Genomic DNA, 16,674 nt, shown 5'->3' with positions numbered 1-16,674 from the left:
TGGGGGTAATGAGTCTTTTCAAAGGAAATTAACACAGTTTAACAGTAGCCTTTATATTGTAGAGTGAATCCTTATTTAATGATCCAAATGCAAAAGTTTCTTGTAGAACTCTTGAGAAAAATCAACGGTACGAGTCCGGCTAAAATTTTGAAGAACTTCAATTAAATACTTAATAAATTCATGGTTACACAGGATCACTTCATAACTGAGATCGGCATTGCCATCAAACTGTACTCGACAACGGGTTAAATCGGCGGGTAAAGAGGAAACATTCCAAGTTGCCACAAAGGGAATGCCATCTCCGCCATCAATATTACGGGCGCCTTCCAAGCTCTTTTCTTTATAAAGGCTAATCGAATAGGGTAAGTATTTCCGCTTCTTTTCATCATAGTAGGGGAGGTAGACCCCAATTTCGCGTTTCTCGGCGGCTTTGAGTTGAGTCAGAGCGACTGTCATGTCGGTCATAGATTGTTACTCCTGCGATCGGATTACTTACTCTTAATTTAGCCCAGTTGTCATCCTAAAGGATAAAAACCTGACCCTGACCTTGTAATCCGTTATCAGTAGTAGCAGCAGTTTCATCCAATCCTTCAGAAAGAATTCTAATATCTTGGCTTTGTTTAGTCAGGTTTTGTTAACATTTGAGCGATATTTTTAGATGCACGCTATATATAGCCTGATGCTCGTATAATCAAGAATGATTTCACGATTAGGATTTTTATAATTTAAGTTAATTAATCAATAATAAAATCAACCGACAAGCGATTATCCTTGTGAGTTTTCCGCCAGCCGGTGAAGACGAGGCTATGAACCTCAATATTTGTAGATAGCTTGACACTCCTCGCGCTAAAGCGACGAGGATTCTTCGTTCAATGACTCGGCTTGCTGCAATAGGTTTACACCTAAAACAGTAGAGGCTAAGTCTCCCGAAGCGTTCGGATTAAAAATCCAGGTTCCGGTATGACCTACCGTACCCAAGGCTAAATTCAGAATATTAATTGCTGCATTCCAGTCTCTATCTAGTACAAATCCACATTGGCAAATATGTGTTCTAGTAGATAAAGATTTTTTGACTATAGTACCACAACTAGAGCAATTTTGAGAAGTATAAGATGGATTAACGGCAACAGTTATCCTACCAAATTTAACACCAAAATACTCTAACCATTTCCTGAATTGATACCAACCAGCATCATTAATAGATTTAGCAAGACAATGATTTTTGACTAAATTCTTAACCCTTAAATCTTCGTAGGCTACTAAATCGTTAGATTTGATCACGCAACGCACTATTCTCTTGGCGCGTTCTTCACGCTTCCTACTTATATTAAGGTGTGTCCTGCCTAATTTATTAATGGCTTTTTTTCGATTGGCAGAGCCTTTCTTTTTGCGAGAAACGCGACGTTGATAAAATTTCAACCGTTTCTCACCTGTTCTATAAAATCGGGGATTGGGTTCTGTATGTCCGTTACTATCTGTGTAGAACTCCTTAAGTCCTACATCTAAACCAATAGTTTTACCAGTTGGTTTAACCTCTACTTTTACATCAGTTTTAATTAAAAACTGAACATAGTAGCCATCAGCACGACGCACTAACCTAACTCGTTTTATCTGTTCTATTTGGTAGTAGTTTAAGTTCCACGTTCCTTTTAGTTTTAGCTTACCAATCCCTTTTTTATCTGTGAAACTGATTTGCTTCCTAGTTTCAGAAAGTGACCATCCAGAAATTTTATATTCAACTGAACGGTTGTTTTTCTTGAATTTTGGATAACCTTTTTTACCGGAAACCTGCTTTTTACAATTGTCGTAAAAACGAGCAATTGAAGTGTATGATCTTTCAACCGCAACTTGGCAAGCGTGAGAGTTTAAGGCTTTAACAAACGGGTATTCGGCTCTTAATGCTGTGTTATGGCGATAAAGCTCTTTCTGTCCTACGCCTCGGTTATCCATCCAAAAACGGATACACTTGTTGCGTACAAACTGAGCAGTTCTAATCGCTTCATCTATAGCAGCGTATTGAGTTGTTTTCCCTTTTGCCTTAAACTCTAGGACTATCATTTGACGTGGAAAAACTATACGGCAATATCATAACACAAATAAAGTCGCCCTAGAAGGGCGAGGCTTGTATCCCATTTTTTTGGTCACAATATTAGATACACTGGTAGCAGATTGGACGAATATTGAGGGGTAAATCAGATTATCTATGCCAAAACAGTCTTGGCCAGAACAGGATTCTGACAACAGTGATATCAAGAAGCTCACCCGTGATCAACAGTGTCCTGGTGAATCTCCGGCTCCCCAGTATCAACAGAATCAGGAAGAAAGTCGATACCGTGAGACTCGATCCTCCATGCTTTACCCCTCGGTTACGAATGACCCATTGCGCCCGAGTACCGGTTCGACTCAAAGCCACTCAAATTTCCAGGTTTTTCCCCATTGGTATCAAGGCCGCAGACGGAAAGCCGCCCTTGCCTTAATCTTAATTTGGGGCGGGATGATTGCCCTGCATTTTGTGTCCTGGGGGATGGGGTTTACCCTGGGTTTAACAGGTCTATTATCCCTTCACGCCCTCAGACTTTTCTTAGCTCCGAGACGCTCCCAACAACAAACCGTACCGGAAAAACCCCAACAGGATTGGCCCTATATTTCCCTATTAGTGGCGGCTAAAAATGAAGAAGCCGTTATTAGTCAATTAGTTAAAAATTTATGTAACTTGGATTATCCCAGTGATTGTTATGAATTATGGGTTGTTGATGATCATAGTAGCGATCAAACCCCCGTTGTGCTGGAAAAACTCGGCCAAGACTATCCACAACTCAAAGTATTGCGGCGTTCAGCTAATGCCAGTGGGGGAAAATCAGGGGCATTAAATCAAGTTTTAGGCTTAACTCAAGGAGAGATTATCGGGGTATTTGATGCCGATGCTCAAATTGCACCGCATATGTTGCGCCATATTGTTCCCCTATTCCATCGAGAATCAGTCGGGGCCGTCCAAGTGCGAAAAGCGATTAATAATGCTTCCGAAAATTTTTGGACTCGCTCCCAAGCCGCCGAAATGGCTTTAGATGCCTATTTCCAAGAAAAACGCATTAGTATTGGTGGGATTGGAGAACTGCGGGGCAATGGGCAGTTTGTCCGACGGGAAGCCCTGTTAAGCTGTGGCGGTTGGAATGAAGAAACGATTACCGATGATTTAGATTTAACTATTCGGCTGCATTTGGATCAATGGGATATTGAGTGTTTATCCTTTCCCCCGGTTTATGAGGAGGGAGTCACCGATTTCAAAGCCCTTTGGCATCAGCGCAACCGTTGGGCAGAAGGCGGCTATCAACGCTATTTAGACTATGGGCAGTTGATTCTGGGCAACCGCATGGGAACTCAAAAAACCGTGGATTTGTTTTGCTTCTGGCTCACCCAATATATCCTACCGACGGCGGCGGTTCCTGATTTGGTGCTGTCGCTGATTCAAGGTCGTTTACCCTTAACCACACCCCTAACCTGTTTTACCCTCACTCTGTCTTTGTTGGGAATGTTCTTAGGATTACGACGGATTCGTCACACAGAAGGGACAATGGTTAATGTTAACTCTGAATGGGATTCGACCCACAACAGCGAGACATTACCTCCCCTTTCCGAAAAGTTAACCCTTGGAATTGATACCCTGCGGGGTACGATCTATATGCTCCACTGGTTATTAGTAGTAGGAAGTACAACCCCTCGGATGGGGATTCGTCCCAAACAACTCAAGTGGGTCAAGACCGTTCATCAAGGCAATAATCATTAATCAGTCAACAGTTATCAGTTATCAGTTAAGAAGTTTACAGTCAATGGTCATCAGTTATTAGTGAACAGTTAACTGTTTTTAGCCCACAAATATTAACGATGAACTCTTTACTGTCAACCCATGACTGATGGCTGATACCTCTTACACTGATCACTAATAACTAATAACTAATAACTAATAACTGATTATGGATTTGCTAGAGTATCAAGCTAAAACCTTATTTCGTGAGATGGGGATTCCGGTTTTACCCTCACAAAGCATTAACAATGCTCAGGATTTAAAGGGTTTAAAAATTCCCTATCCGGTGGTGTTAAAATCCCAAGTCCGGGCAGGAGGTAGGGGAAAAGCCGGAGGCATTCGCTTTGCGGAAAATACCATCGATGCGGTTGCTGCGGCCCAAATGATTTTTAATTTGCCGATTCGGGGTGAATGTCCCCAAGTCCTGTTAGCAGAAGCCAAATATGATGCGGATCGGGAATTATACTTAGCCGTCACCTTAGATTCTGGGTCACGGCGTCCGGTGTTATTGGGATCGCAACAGGGGGGGGTAAATGTGGAAGCGACCCTTTCCAAAATTCAGCAAGTGATAGTAGATCAAGACTTTTCTCCTTTTTATGCTCGACGTTTAATCCTAAAAATGGGATTGCAGGGAGATTTAATTCTCTTGGTCAGTGCCATTGTGGAAAAAATGTATCGTCTGTTTGTGCAGAAAGATTTGGATCTCGTAGAAATTAATCCCTTGGGGATTAGTCCCACGGGAGAGGTGATGGCATTGGATGGAAAAGTGATTGCTAATGATGGAGCATTAGGCCGCCATGAAGACTTAATTACTTTACTAAAAGCTCAAGAAAAATGTAGTTCTCTCTCCCTACCGATAATTTCCGATCAATTGTTTCACCCCGAACTGAATTTAGTTGAATTACAAGGTAATATTGGGATTTTATGCAATGGTGCAGGTTTAACGATGGCAACGTTGGATTTAATCATGCAATCCTCGGGAAAACCTGCTAATTTCTTGAATTTAGGTGGGGCAGATCACTATGAAATTACAGAAAGTTTTCGCCAACGTTTATATCAAGGAATTGATCGCATAACTCAATCTAAACAGGTTAAAGTAGTTGTGATTAATCTGTGGGTTCAACCGATCATTCGTTCTTCTTTATTAGTAGAAATTGCCGGGTATTTGAAACGAAAAGCTAGAACCAGTAATTTACCTAAATTTGTTCTGAGGTTGGCTGGAGTTCACCCGGAATCTGATATAGAACAGTTTACTGATTTACCTGTGAATTTATTTGATCGGTTGGATTTGGCTGTGACGGCAGCGGTTAATTTAGCCAAATAGCAAGTTGATTAAATTTCTAAAACTTTTTGTGAATAATGATCAAATATGAATTTAACTCCTGATACTAAAGTAATTATACAGGGTACAACAATATCGCCCTCCTTAACCCATGCAGTGGTGCAGATGAAAACCTATGGAACTCGTGTTGTCGCCTGTGTTAGTCCGGGTCAGGGAGGACGGGAGTTAAGTGGAATTCCTGTTTTTGATTTGGTAGAACAAGTGATTGCTAATCTGGGTGAAATTGATATTAGTGTGATTTTTGTTCACCCCTATCAAGTTTTGGATGCCGCATTAGAAGCAATTGCAGCCGGAATTCGTCAGTTAATTATTGTGACCGAGGGAGTGCCCCCTTTAGATATGGTGCATTTAGTTCGGAAGGCGGAAATCACAGAAACTTTAGTGATTGGCCCTAATTGTTCGGGAATTATTATTCCTGATCAGTTATTATTAGGAACCCATCCACCTGAATTTTATCGACCGGGAAATGTGGGATTATTAAGTCGCAGTAGTACCTTAACCTATGAAGTGGCGGCGGAGTTAACTCAAGCAGGTTTAGGTCAATCAATTGCTGTTAGTATTGGGAGTGATTTTATTGTCGGTTCTTCATTTTTGCAATGGTTAGAAATTTTGGATGAAGATGAAAATACGGATGTCATTGTTTTAGTTGGAGAAATGGGGGGAACTAGCGAAGAAGAAGCGGCTTCTTATATTGCAGAATCGATTGATACACCCGTTGTTGCTTATGTGGCTGGGTTCCATGCTCCGACTACCAAACTTTTGGGTCATGCTAGTCTATTAATGACTTCAAAAGTGGTTAAGAATATGGTCGATCCCGGAACGGTTGAAAGTAAAGTTTCTGCTTTTAAAAATGCTGAGGTTCTGGTTGCTAAACAGCCTTCTGAAATTCCAATATTAGTCAAAAAAGTTATAAAAAAACCCAAAAAATAACGGATTTTTTAAGGATTTGGGTCTGATTGCTCCCATTTTTGATAAACTGATGGAACTTGTGTGTGAGGAGTTTAAGGATGCGTCAAGTTTGGCGTTGGGCTACAACGGTAACGGGTAGTATAGGGATCATCTTGGGTTTGGGACTGACTCAGGTACTTCCTTCCCTGGGGGTGGCTTCACAATTCTATGGGGCTGGTTCTTTAAAAGAGTTAATTACCCTGCGCGATCGCTTAATTCAAGAGTTAGAAACGCCACCGGAAAATCAACCCGAACCTAATTTTTTTAATTCTTTATTTGCCGATCCCCTGAAATTTGAACCCGATGAAATTTTATTACAAAAGTTAAAAACTGTTGAGATTCAAATATTAGTTGAACAACGAGCCGAAGATAATTGGCAACAAGCCAGCCGTTTAGTAACCCAAGCGCAAAAAATTGCTAATCCTGATAATCCCTCTCCCCAACAACGAAAACAAGTTCAAGAACTTTGGGGAAAAGCAATTAATAATTTAGAGGAAATTTCTCCCCATTCCTTATTAGCTAGTCAAACCTCTAAGAAAATTAAAGAATACAAATTCAGTTTATCAGAAATTACCGATGAATTATTAGATGCTCGCTCAAAAATATTAGAACAAATTCGTCAAGAAAGCGGGTTAACTCGTCAAGCTATGTTAACAGTTTGTACCCTAAAACGAGATTGTGTTAATTTACGAGGAAATCAACCTCCGGCGAGTCCGGCGAGTTTAATTAAAGTTCCTGTGGCGATCGCACTTTTACATAAAACAGGTGAGGAAAAAATTAGTTTAGAGCAAAAAGTTCTGGTTGTGGGAGGCAATTTTACCGAAGATGCTTCATCAATTCGCGCCCGTCAATCTTACTCTTTAAAAGATTTAATGGGACAAATGATTGATCACAGTAGTAATATTGCTACTAATCAATTAATTGATTATTTAGGTTCGGATTATATTAATAAATATTTAGAATCCCAAGGCTATAAATTCACAAAAGTTAATTTTAAATTAATGGGCGATCGGATTATGCCTTGGCGACCGGGAACCGGACGAAATCGATTAACCAGTAACGAACTCACGGAAATGATGGTACAGGTTTATAATTATGAACAGCCCTCATCCCAGGTATTAATTGATGCCTTAAATCGTCAATATGATCGAGTTATTGGTTATGCGGGTTTACAAGGATTACCGAAAACCAAATGGTTAGGAGAAAAAACAGGTCAAAATTCCAGGGTAATTGGAACAACAGTCGCGGCTCAAATTAATGGAGAAAAATATATTATTACCGCTATTGATAATAATACGGCTAATGTTCCCCAAATTAGCAAGAGCATTCATAAAATAGCTGAATATATTGTTGAGAATGGGCAACTTTAATCAGTCATCAGTTATAGCCTTAGGGAACAGGGAACAGGGAACAGGGAATAGGGAATAGGGAATAGGGAATAGGGAATAGGGAATAGGGAATAGGGAATAGGGAATAGGGAATAGGGAACGGTGAATTTACCGTTAACTGTTAACTTTTTACTGATAACTATTACACTAATAACTGATGGTAGTTCACGACCGATATAAACAATTCGCGAGGTTAGCAATTGCGGTTAAATACCCAAATTCAAGGTCAAGGATTTCCGATTATTTGTTTACATGGCCATCCGGGTTCTAGTCAATGTATGTCGGTTTTTACTAACCATTTTTCCCGACAGTATCTTACCCTCACACCGGATTTAAGAGGGTATGGAAAAAGTCGCACCCGTCAAGGGTTTGAAATGCAGGATCATTTGCAGGATTTAGAAACACTTTTCCAAGAATTTAATATTGAGCAATGTCTGGTTTTGGGATGGTCATTAGGGGGAATTTTAGCCTTAGAATTAGCCTTAAAATTTCCCGAAAAAGTTAAAGGTTTAATTTTAATTGCCTCGGCGGCAAAACCCAGGGGAAATCATCCTCCGATTTCAAATTTAGATTATGTTTATACGGGTTTAGCTGGAATTATTAATTGGGTATTTCCCCGTTGGCGATGGAATATTGAAACCTTGGGAAAGCGATCGCTCTTTCGCTATTTAATTCAACAACATAATTCCAGCGCCTACCACTATTTAGCAAAGGAAGCAATTCCAGCTTTTATAAAAACTTCTGGGTTTGCCACTCAAGCCTTAAATGAATCTTTGAGATTAGGTTATAATCGCTTGGAATACTTACAACAAATTCACTGTCCGGCTTTAGTTTTAGCCGGAGAATGCGATCGGCATATTACCGCCACATCCAGTCAGGAAACGGCGCAATTTTTACCCAATTCTCAATTTTATTGTTATCCAAATACCGCCCATTTATTCCCTTGGGAAATTCCCCAACTTGTACTTACAGATATTGATGATTGGATCGCTGAATTGTCGTTAGGCGATCGCCCATACCTGGAGTGATAAAGCGCAACAACAAACTGTCTTATTATTTATGCAATGGTTAGGGTATGGGGTTTACAGCGTTTAATCTTAACTTTAATTCCTTGTGCGTGTTCTGCTTCTAGGTCTTCGAGATAACCAACTTGAGAAGTTCGAGCCTCTTGTTGACTGATAAATGGCCCGAAATAGTAGGTACAGTTTGGAGTTTCTGTCAGAATTTCTACCCATAAAGCACATCCAAAAACGTTGAGTAGGCTAATCAGAAGTTCTTTCATATTCACTATCAATGATCTTGATTTTTTCAATAAACTGAGCAAAGTCTTTATCTGTAAAAATCAACCCTTATCAAATGAATTTTAGATTAAACAAATATTTTGATTGCTCAGAATAGGCGAGAGAGTTTTCAGGGAAAAGTTAAATTTTTTAGATGTAAATTATCTGAAAACTCTGTAGTTATGAAGCACGAAATCCCTAGGGTTGTTATTGAATAGTTTGTTTAAACAATTGCAACCCTAAACCATCCGTTTATACTTTTTAACTCAATTCAGGTGCGGGAAATTGTCTTTGGCGATAAATTTCGTACAGCGCCATTCCCGTTGCTACGGAAACATTTAAACTAGCGGTTTCTCCCGATAAGGGAATTGAAACTAAAACATCACAGTTTTGTTCAATTAAATGACTTAAACCTTCGCCTTCATTCCCAACAACTAGGGCGATCGCACCATTAAAAGCCACAGTAGGTAAGGATTGTTGCGCGCCGGCTAAAGTACCATAAATCCAAAATCCAGCGGCTTTGAGGTCTTCTAAAGCCCGACTCAGATTAACCACTCTGGCGACGGGGAAAGTTTCTAGTGCACCAGCGGCAACTTTCATCACCGTGGAGGTAATACCTACAGCCCGACGTTGGGGTATGATCAGACCCTGGGCTCCGATAGCTTCTGCTGTCCGAATGATAGCACCTAAATTGTGGGGATCATGAATCCCATCGGCAACCAGAATCACGGGTTGAGCACTGGCGGCTTGAGCAGTTTCGATTAACTCACTCAGGTCTTTATAAGTATAGGGAGAAATTTGAGCGGCCACACCTTGATGATTAGCGCCTTGGGTGAGTTGATCTAAGCGTTGATAGGTAACTTCATCAAGAATCGCACCGTTGGCTTTTGCTTCTTGCAATAACTTGAAAAATCGGGGATCGGATTTGAGTTGGGCAACAACCCAAATTCGACTTAGCGATCGCTCATTTTCTAAAGCAGCTTGAACAGTACGTCGTCCATAAATTAATTCATTTTCAATATCTATGGATTCGATATATTCATCAACAAATTCTGGTTTGATATCTTCAACAATTCGTTGACTTTTTTGGGGATAAGGTAAAGAATTTTGATGTTGTCTAGGTTGGTGTTGATTTAATAACTTACTGGGTTTTTCTCTTGTTGTTTGTTCAGGTTGGTAAGTAGAAAAAGATTCCTTTCTTTCATCTGAAAATTTCCGATAGTTGTCGGATTGCTCATCGGAAAATCGGTAGGATTTTCTGTCATCTACAAATCGAGAAGGCTTTCTATCGTCTGAGAATCGAGACGGTTTTCTATCATCTGAGAATCGAGATGGTTTTCTGTCATCTGAGAATCGAGAAGGCTTTCTATCATCTGCAAATCGAGACGGTTTTCTATCATCTGAGAATCGAGACGGTTTGCTATCGTCCGAGAATCGAGATGGTTTTCTGTCATCTGAGAATCGAGAAGGTTTGCTATCGTCCGAGAATCGAGAAGGCTTTCTGTCATCTGCAAATCGAGACGGTTTTCTGTCATCTGCAAATCGAGACGGTTTTCTGTCGTCTGCAAATCGAGACGGTTTTCTGTCATCTGAGAATCGAGACGGTTTTCTATCGTCTGAGAATCGAGACGGTTTGCTATCGTCTGAGAATCGAGACGGTTTGCTATCGTCTGAGAATCGAGACGGTTTTCTATCATCTGAGAATCGAGAAGGTTTTCTGTCATCTGAGAATCGAGAAGGTTTTCTATCATCCGAGAATCGAGAAGGCTTACTGTTATCTCGTTCTCCCGATTTAGAATTAAACTTAGGGCGACTCGACGGTTTCTTAGAAGGTCTCGATGGAGTGTTGGAACGACTAAACTTTGGCATAATAATTAGCGAGATAAGAAATGAGATGGGTGTAGAGATGGGAGTTTGATTAATTGACATCAACGACTGCCCAAAAGCCGTATTTTTCTCCTAAATTAAGAGTTTTTAACTTAAGTTAACCGGTTTTTCCCGTACCATTGAGCAGTCAATAATCAACAATCAACAATCTTTAGAATCGAGCTCAAGATAATTAAACAATTCCTCTAAACGTTGCGGATTCGTCAAATACAAATACCCGAATAATGCTTCTAAACTGGTGGCCTGTTGGTAAGTTTGGGGATCGAGTCTTTTGGGATATCCAAAAGCTGCATTTCGACCCCGTTTTAAAACATCTAATTCCGTTTCGGTAAGGTGAGGTTCTAGCGATCGCAAGTGACGAGCTTGACTTTCGGCGCGAACTTGAGACACGACTAACTGATGATACAAATGCGATCGCTTTGGGGGCATCAGATAAAAACTACGAATGTAGAGTTCATAAACGGCATCTCCTAAATAGGCCCAAGACGCGGGAGAAATCCGTTGAACTTGTTCTGGTGATAGGCTTTGATCGAGCATTTGATCCAGAGATAGGGACTAACCAACAGATTAACTCGTTAGTCGTTAAAAGGTCGTAGTAAGGATTATTCCACCCTGATCCCATTGACTGAGTATCCTCACCTTATCGGGGTGGCACTACCCAATTGAGGTTCACACCTAGGCGTTATTGATGTTTTTTATCGCATCTTCTACAGATGGCTGTAAAGAGAGAAACGTTTCCAAGCGAACTAATTTAACAGTTTGAGTTACACGAGGATTGGAAACAATCTGTAAGGTTCCCTCGCCCTGTTGAGCTTTTTTTACAAGCTGAACAAGCGCCCCTAATCCAGAACTGTCTACAAAATCTATCTGAGAGAGATCCAATATAATGTGCTTGGGGCCTTTTTCTATATAATTACTTACCACCTTCCTAAAAGTGCCTTCTGAGAAAGCATCCATCAATCCAGTTAGGCGGAAGATCTGATAATTGTCTTGGACATCCCGTGTACCCCGCAGGCTCACGGTTAAATTCAGTTGCTCAGGAATGATACCCTCCTAACTACATAAAGCTTGACATCGCCGATCTAGTATAAAGGCTTTTCAAGGAATTGTCTACTAAGTTAGGAGGGACAAAAGGATATTAGTTCTGCTCTTGCTGTTGCTGCATCGCTTGAACAAAACGCTCAAACAAATAGTCAGCGTCATGGGGGCCAGGACTGGCCTCGGGGTGATATTGAACTGAAAACAAAGGTAAAGTTTTGTGTTTCAAGCCCGCAACGGTGCGATCATTCAGGTTCAGATGAGTAATTTGGATATCTGACGCTAAGGTATCGGGATCAATCGCAAATCCATGATTTTGACTGGTAATTTCGACTTGCTGCTGTGCCAGACCTGCGGGTTGATTTAAGCCGCGATGACCAAATTTGAGTTTAAAGGTTTCAGCCCCCAGGGATAGGCCCAAAATTTGATGGCCCATACAAATCCCAAATACGGGTTTTTCCGCCTTGACTAATTCTGTCGTGGTGGCGATGCCTTCGGTAACAGCCGACGGATCACCGGGGCCATTAGAGAGGAAAATCCCATCGGGATTGTATTTAAGAATTTCCTCCGAGGATGTATTAGCTGGAACCACAATCACCCGACAGCCATAACTGGCCAACCGTCGCAGAATATTGCGTTTCACCCCAAAATCTAAGGCAACGACGGTATAACGGGGTTGTTGCTCCCCAGTGGCAGAATCACTAAACTCCCAAGCGGTGTCTGTAGGTTCTGACCATTCATAGGGTTGCTGGGTGGTGACTTCTTTAACCAGGTTCAACCCGGCCATACTCGGAGCCTGTTGAACTAAATTTTGCAGTTCCCCTGGATCTAAAATTTCCGTGGAAATCGCCCCATTCATCGCTCCAACGGTACGAATTTTCCGAGTCAGGGCGCGGGTATCAATCCCATAAATACCGGGGATATGGTGCTGTTTTAAATAGTCGGGTAAGGACTGAGTAGACCGCCAATTACTGGGACGGTGACAAATGTTACGGGCGATCGCCCCTCGGACATGGGGATAGGCGGATTCTTCATCTTCGGAGTTAACGCCAGTATTGCCCAACTCAGGATAGGTAAAGGTGACAATTTGTCCACAATAGCTGGGGTCGGTCAATACTTCTTGATATCCGGTCATACCCGTATTAAAGACAACTTCTCCAATCACGGTTCCCGGAGCGCCGAATGACCAGCCCGTATAGGCGGTTCCATCAGCAAGAACAAGTAAAGCGGGTTGTGCAGAGGTCAGGGACATTTGATCTACCTTGAATCTGGAATCACCTCAATATTATTCCAGACTGACGAATGGATCTTGTCTTGGTGTTGTGATTACATGACTTTAGGGAATTACGAATTACGAATTACGAATTACGGATGGGTAATGGGAAACACCAGGGGAGTTGATCCTGTTTAACTTCTTCAATATCCGACTACCTAATAACTAATTTGCAAGGTGACGGAGGCTCTAACCTGTTGTTCTCCACCGATAACGGGAGTGGCTGGGGCTGCTGCTACGGCATCTGTTCTGTACATTACGGGCATGGGGACAGGGGCGCTGGCATTATTAACTTGAATTCCGATAATTTCTCGACGGGTTAAATTCAGGGCGCTTAATACGGCGTTGGCTTGACTTTCGGCCTCTTGGGTGGCGAGTTTTAAAGCCTGTTGTTGGGCGGCGTTAATTTCGGTATCGGAGGCAATGAAACTAATCCCATCAATGCGGGTTGCTCCGGCTTTGACGGCATCATCAAGCAGACTTCCGACTTTTTCGGTGTTTAATTTGAAACTGACGGTATTGGTGGCGGAATATCCGGTTAATCGTTGTTGATCGTTGGCATAACTGTAGGTGGGGTTGAGGCGAATTCCGGTGGTTTCGAGTTTCTCAACATTGCGCGATCGCAGTAATTCTACCACCGAGGCAGTCCTTTTCGCGGCTTCTGTTTGAACTTCCTCGGCGGTTTTGCCTAGAACTTCCACCCCTAACTGTACTTGGGTTTGGGTGGTGGGAATAGTTACAACTCCTTGACCGCTAACCGTCAGGGTTCTGACCCGTTGTTCCTGGGCGAAAACTGGAGCAATTAAGGGAATACTCACTAATCCTAAACTTAAGGATAAGGCGGTAATCAGACTCCAGGGATTGATTGAAGAAGATTGAGTTAAAGACATTGTAGACGTTCTCTCAAGTACGAAAGGGGTATAGCCATCAGGATATTATGACTGATACAGAAGTTGTTTTTATCCCGGCTATTCTTCGATTTCGCTCTATTATTCCAAGATTCGGGATAAACAGTCAGTAGAAATCAGTCATCAGTTATCAGTCATCAGTTAACAGTGTAAGAGTTATCAGTTATTGGTTATCGGTTAAGTATCTAATCATTCACTTGACTCTCTAGTTTGTCTTGAATCGTTTTGGGAATATTCGTTAAAAAATCTAATTTTGTATGTCTTTCAATTTCATCGACGGAAACTTGATAATCTCGCCAATGCTTTTTTAAGGAATTAGAGTTAGGGATTCTCACTGCAATAATGCGGGTATTTTCCGTAACCTTTTGATTCGGTTTATCTAAAATAACGATAACTTTCCAATTCCATTTCGGAACAGTTACTTTACCTTTAGCAATAGTTTTTAGTTTACCTTCACCGCCAGTAATTATATATAATTCCTTGCCTTTTTCCAGCAATTCTCGACAGTCTTGTTCTAAATCACTCCAAATCCCTCGATTTAATACTGGGGCTTGGGGAATGATATTAGTCATTAAAAAAGTTGTGCTATTCTGGTCAAGGTTATCGGTGCGATCGCCCGAAGGCACTAAATGACCGCGATCATAACCCGTACCCCGATAATCATTCGGTTGAACTGGATACCAACCTGGAGGTAAACTCGCATCGGGTCGGAAATTATTTTGACGTTTTACTGTTCCTAACCAAGATGAATTAAGTTGCCAACTGACCCAATTTGCTGTTCCCGTTTGGCTATTATAAGAAAGAACAAATTCAGGTTTTTCGATTAGAAAATTAGTAGGATTTTGAGGATCAGCCGTTGCTTGACTTGGGTTTCCTAGTTTCAGATGAATCTCCGATGCTGTTGGCTGTTTAAATAGAGTTTGACATCCGGTTAAAGTCAGGAAAACAGCAAACCCAATACCCAAATACCGTAAAATATTTAATCCTGATACTTTACTTAATTTCATATTAACCCTGAATCATAATTCATAGGATCAATAATAATCCACAGCCCAGAAAAAAAATACTAGCCATTATCAATCGCGATCGCGCTACAATCAAGAGGGTCTGAAAACCATTCTATAGGAATCCCTAATTAATCTTAGATCAATCGATATGACTCCGCTCAAAAATTACTACAGTACCTTACAAGTGAACCCCGCAGCAACAGCCGCAGAAATCAAACAAGCTTATCGTCGATTAGCAAAAGTCTTTCATCCTGATAGTCAAAATCAATCGGCTGATCATAACCAAATTATTCAGATTAATGCGGCTTATGAAGTATTAAGTGATCCGCAAAAACGTCAGTCCCATGATCGAGAACTCGGTTTAGGCAAAAATCCCGATTTCGACTCCGTAAAACCCTTTGTTTCCAAGGTTAAAAAACAAGCAACGGAAGCCGATGCAGAATTAACAATCTGGATTAATAAAGTTTATAAACCCATTAATCGTTATATTAATCAAATTTTAAAACCCCTAAAATCCGAAGTCAATAAATTATCAGCAGATCCCTTTGATGATCAATTAATGGAGGAGTTTCAGGCTTATATTGAACTTTGTAAAAACTTGCTGAATCAAGCTCAAACCCTCTTTCGTTCTCGACGAAATCCCTCCCCAGTTGCTGGGGTTGCTGCCCATATTTATTATACCCTGAATCATTTAGAGGATGGACTGAATGAATTAGAAACCTTTACCTTAAATTATGATTATTCTTCCCTACATACGGGACAAGAAATGCTTAGAATGGCATCCGGTTCCCGTCGAGAAGCCCAGGAAGAAATGAAAAAGATTTCCTAAGAACTAAAAAGGTGTTATAATTGAATTACGTTCAGAAACCGATACTCTCAAAATCCTCAGAGAAAAAATGCAAAAGTATCTGGAAAATGGGACTCAACTGGGTTGGTTAATTGATCCTCAAAATCAGCGCGTATAAATCTATCGTTTCGGGAAAGAAGTGGAAATTTTACAATCTACTGTTAGTCTTTCTGGGGAAGATGTGCTTCCGGGGTTTGTATTAGATTTACAAGAAATTTGGAATGTCGGTTAAAATATAGAAATACTAAAATTGCTATNATATTAATTGCTGCATTCCAGTCTCTATCTAGTACAAATCCACATTGGCAAATATGTGTTCTAGTAGATAAAGATTTTTTGACTGTAGTACCACAACTAGAGCAATTTTGAGAAGTATAAGATGGATTAACTGCAACAGTTATCCTACCAAATTTCACACCAAAATACTCTAACCATTTCCTGAATTGATACCAACCAGCATCATTAATAGATTTAGCAAGACAATGATTTTTGACTAAATTCTTAACCCTTAAATCTTCGTAGGCTACTAAATCGTTAGATTTGATCACGCAACGCACTATTCTCTTGGCGCGTTCTTCACGCTTCCTACTTATATTAAGGTGTGTCCTGCCTAATTTATTAATGGCTTTTTTTCGATTGGCAGAGCCTTTCTTTTTGCGAGAAACGCGACGTTGATAAAATTTCAACCGTTTCTCACCTGTTCTATAAAATCGGGGATTGGGTTCTGTATGTCCGTTACTATCTGTGTAGAACTCCTTAAGTCCTACATCTAAACCAATAGTTTTACCAGTTGGTTTAACCTCTACTTTTACATCAGTTTTAATTAAAAACTGAACATAGTAGCCATCAGCACGACGCACTAACCTAACTCGTTTTATCTGTTCTATTTGGTAGTAGTTTAAGTTCCACGTTCCTTTTAGTTTTAGCTTACCAATCCCTTTTTTATCTGTGAAA

Annotated in this window: 16 protein-coding genes and 1 pseudogene; 7 read left to right on the top strand and 10 right to left on the bottom strand. The window is 40.8% G+C overall.

The window, feature by feature from the left end:
• Window positions 1-75: 75 nt before the first annotated feature.
• Both ebsA and PL9631_RS18725 read right to left on the bottom strand, forming a co-directional pair.
• Window positions 76-465 (bottom strand): type IV pilus biogenesis protein EbsA, encoded by a 390-nt coding sequence (gene ebsA, locus PL9631_RS18730; RefSeq protein WP_083622649.1) that lies wholly within the window; start codon window positions 463-465, stop codon window positions 76-78.
• Between the two features lie 381 nt (window positions 466-846).
• Window positions 847-2,058: an RNA-guided endonuclease InsQ/TnpB family protein gene (locus PL9631_RS18725; RefSeq protein ID WP_083622647.1), complete on the bottom strand. Its 1,212-nt coding sequence runs from the start codon at window positions 2,056-2,058 to the stop codon at window positions 847-849.
• A gap of 145 nt (window positions 2,059-2,203) precedes the next feature.
• Between PL9631_RS18725 and PL9631_RS18720 the strand changes: the two genes are divergently transcribed.
• The 5 genes from PL9631_RS18720 to PL9631_RS18700 all read left to right on the top strand — a co-directional run bounded on the left by PL9631_RS18720 (window position 2,204) and on the right by PL9631_RS18700 (window position 8,508).
• Window positions 2,204-3,784: a glycosyltransferase gene (locus PL9631_RS18720; RefSeq protein ID WP_083622646.1), complete on the top strand. Its 1,581-nt coding sequence runs from the start codon at window positions 2,204-2,206 to the stop codon at window positions 3,782-3,784.
• A gap of 187 nt (window positions 3,785-3,971) precedes the next feature.
• The gene (locus PL9631_RS18715) at window positions 3,972-5,126 is read left to right on the top strand and encodes an ATP-grasp domain-containing protein (protein ID WP_083622644.1); all 1,155 of its coding nucleotides are present in this window, start codon (window positions 3,972-3,974) and stop codon (window positions 5,124-5,126) included.
• A 45-nt stretch (window positions 5,127-5,171) separates the two neighbouring features.
• The gene (locus PL9631_RS18710) at window positions 5,172-6,074 is read left to right on the top strand and encodes a succinate--CoA ligase subunit alpha (protein ID WP_083622642.1); all 903 of its coding nucleotides are present in this window, start codon (window positions 5,172-5,174) and stop codon (window positions 6,072-6,074) included.
• 77 nt (window positions 6,075-6,151) lie between these two features.
• Window positions 6,152-7,462 carry a serine hydrolase gene (locus tag PL9631_RS18705; protein ID WP_083622640.1) on the top strand — a complete coding sequence of 437 codons (1,311 nt, stop codon included), beginning with the start codon at window positions 6,152-6,154 and terminating at the stop codon, window positions 7,460-7,462.
• A gap of 218 nt (window positions 7,463-7,680) precedes the next feature.
• The gene (locus PL9631_RS18700; protein WP_231516787.1) at window positions 7,681-8,508 is read left to right on the top strand and encodes an alpha/beta fold hydrolase; all 828 of its coding nucleotides are present in this window, start codon (window positions 7,681-7,683) and stop codon (window positions 8,506-8,508) included.
• A gap of 29 nt (window positions 8,509-8,537) precedes the next feature.
• Here PL9631_RS18700 and PL9631_RS18695 read toward each other — a convergent pair whose 3' ends face one another.
• The 7 genes from PL9631_RS18695 to PL9631_RS18665 all read right to left on the bottom strand — a co-directional run bounded on the left by PL9631_RS18695 (window position 8,538) and on the right by PL9631_RS18665 (window position 14,873).
• Entirely contained in the window at window positions 8,538-8,762 is a 225-nt protein-coding gene (locus PL9631_RS18695) for a DUF1816 domain-containing protein (RefSeq protein ID WP_083622639.1), read from the bottom strand.
• A gap of 259 nt (window positions 8,763-9,021) precedes the next feature.
• Window positions 9,022-10,629, bottom strand: coding sequence for a 23S rRNA (guanosine(2251)-2'-O)-methyltransferase RlmB (gene rlmB / locus PL9631_RS27420; protein WP_083622900.1), 1,608 nt, complete (start codon window positions 10,627-10,629; stop codon window positions 9,022-9,024).
• 159 nt (window positions 10,630-10,788) lie between these two features.
• Window positions 10,789-11,184, bottom strand: a complete 396-nt coding sequence (locus tag PL9631_RS18685) for a Mini-ribonuclease 3 (RefSeq protein WP_052331020.1) — start codon at window positions 11,182-11,184, stop codon at window positions 10,789-10,791.
• 138 nt (window positions 11,185-11,322) lie between these two features.
• Window positions 11,323-11,679, bottom strand: a complete 357-nt coding sequence (locus PL9631_RS18680) for an STAS domain-containing protein (protein WP_083622638.1) — start codon at window positions 11,677-11,679, stop codon at window positions 11,323-11,325.
• A 106-nt stretch (window positions 11,680-11,785) separates the two neighbouring features.
• Window positions 11,786-12,937 (bottom strand): glutamine-hydrolyzing carbamoyl-phosphate synthase small subunit, encoded by a 1,152-nt coding sequence (gene carA, locus PL9631_RS18675; protein WP_083622636.1) that lies wholly within the window; start codon window positions 12,935-12,937, stop codon window positions 11,786-11,788.
• Between the two features lie 179 nt (window positions 12,938-13,116).
• Window positions 13,117-13,848 carry an SIMPL domain-containing protein gene (locus tag PL9631_RS18670; protein WP_083622635.1) on the bottom strand — a complete coding sequence of 244 codons (732 nt, stop codon included), beginning with the start codon at window positions 13,846-13,848 and terminating at the stop codon, window positions 13,117-13,119.
• Window positions 13,849-14,051: 203 nt separating this feature from the next.
• On the bottom strand, window positions 14,052-14,873 hold the full coding sequence (locus tag PL9631_RS18665; RefSeq protein ID WP_083622633.1) for a DNA/RNA non-specific endonuclease: 822 nt from the start codon (window positions 14,871-14,873) through the stop codon (window positions 14,052-14,054).
• A 148-nt stretch (window positions 14,874-15,021) separates the two neighbouring features.
• Here PL9631_RS18665 and PL9631_RS18660 point away from each other — a divergent pair, with 148 nt between their 5' ends.
• Window positions 15,022-15,702 (top strand): J domain-containing protein, encoded by a 681-nt coding sequence (locus PL9631_RS18660; protein WP_083622632.1) that lies wholly within the window; start codon window positions 15,022-15,024, stop codon window positions 15,700-15,702.
• A 16-nt stretch (window positions 15,703-15,718) separates the two neighbouring features.
• Window positions 15,719-15,952, top strand: a pseudogene (locus tag PL9631_RS18655) (Uma2 family endonuclease); the annotation flags it as partial.
• On the opposite strand, the gene PL9631_RS18650 reads toward PL9631_RS18655, so the two are convergent.
• The coding region (locus PL9631_RS18650; RefSeq protein ID WP_231516786.1) for an RNA-guided endonuclease InsQ/TnpB family protein at window positions 15,882-16,674 on the bottom strand (793 nt) is incomplete at its 5' end. The pseudogene PL9631_RS18655 and the gene PL9631_RS18650 overlap by 71 nt on opposite strands.

Origin of the sequence: Planktothrix paucivesiculata PCC 9631 (assembly GCF_900009265.2) — a bacterium.
GTDB lineage: Bacteria > Cyanobacteriota > Cyanobacteriia > Cyanobacteriales > Microcoleaceae > Planktothrix > Planktothrix paucivesiculata.
Note: the sequence above shows the minus strand (reverse complement) of the source record. Positions and strands in the feature narration are given on the sequence as shown.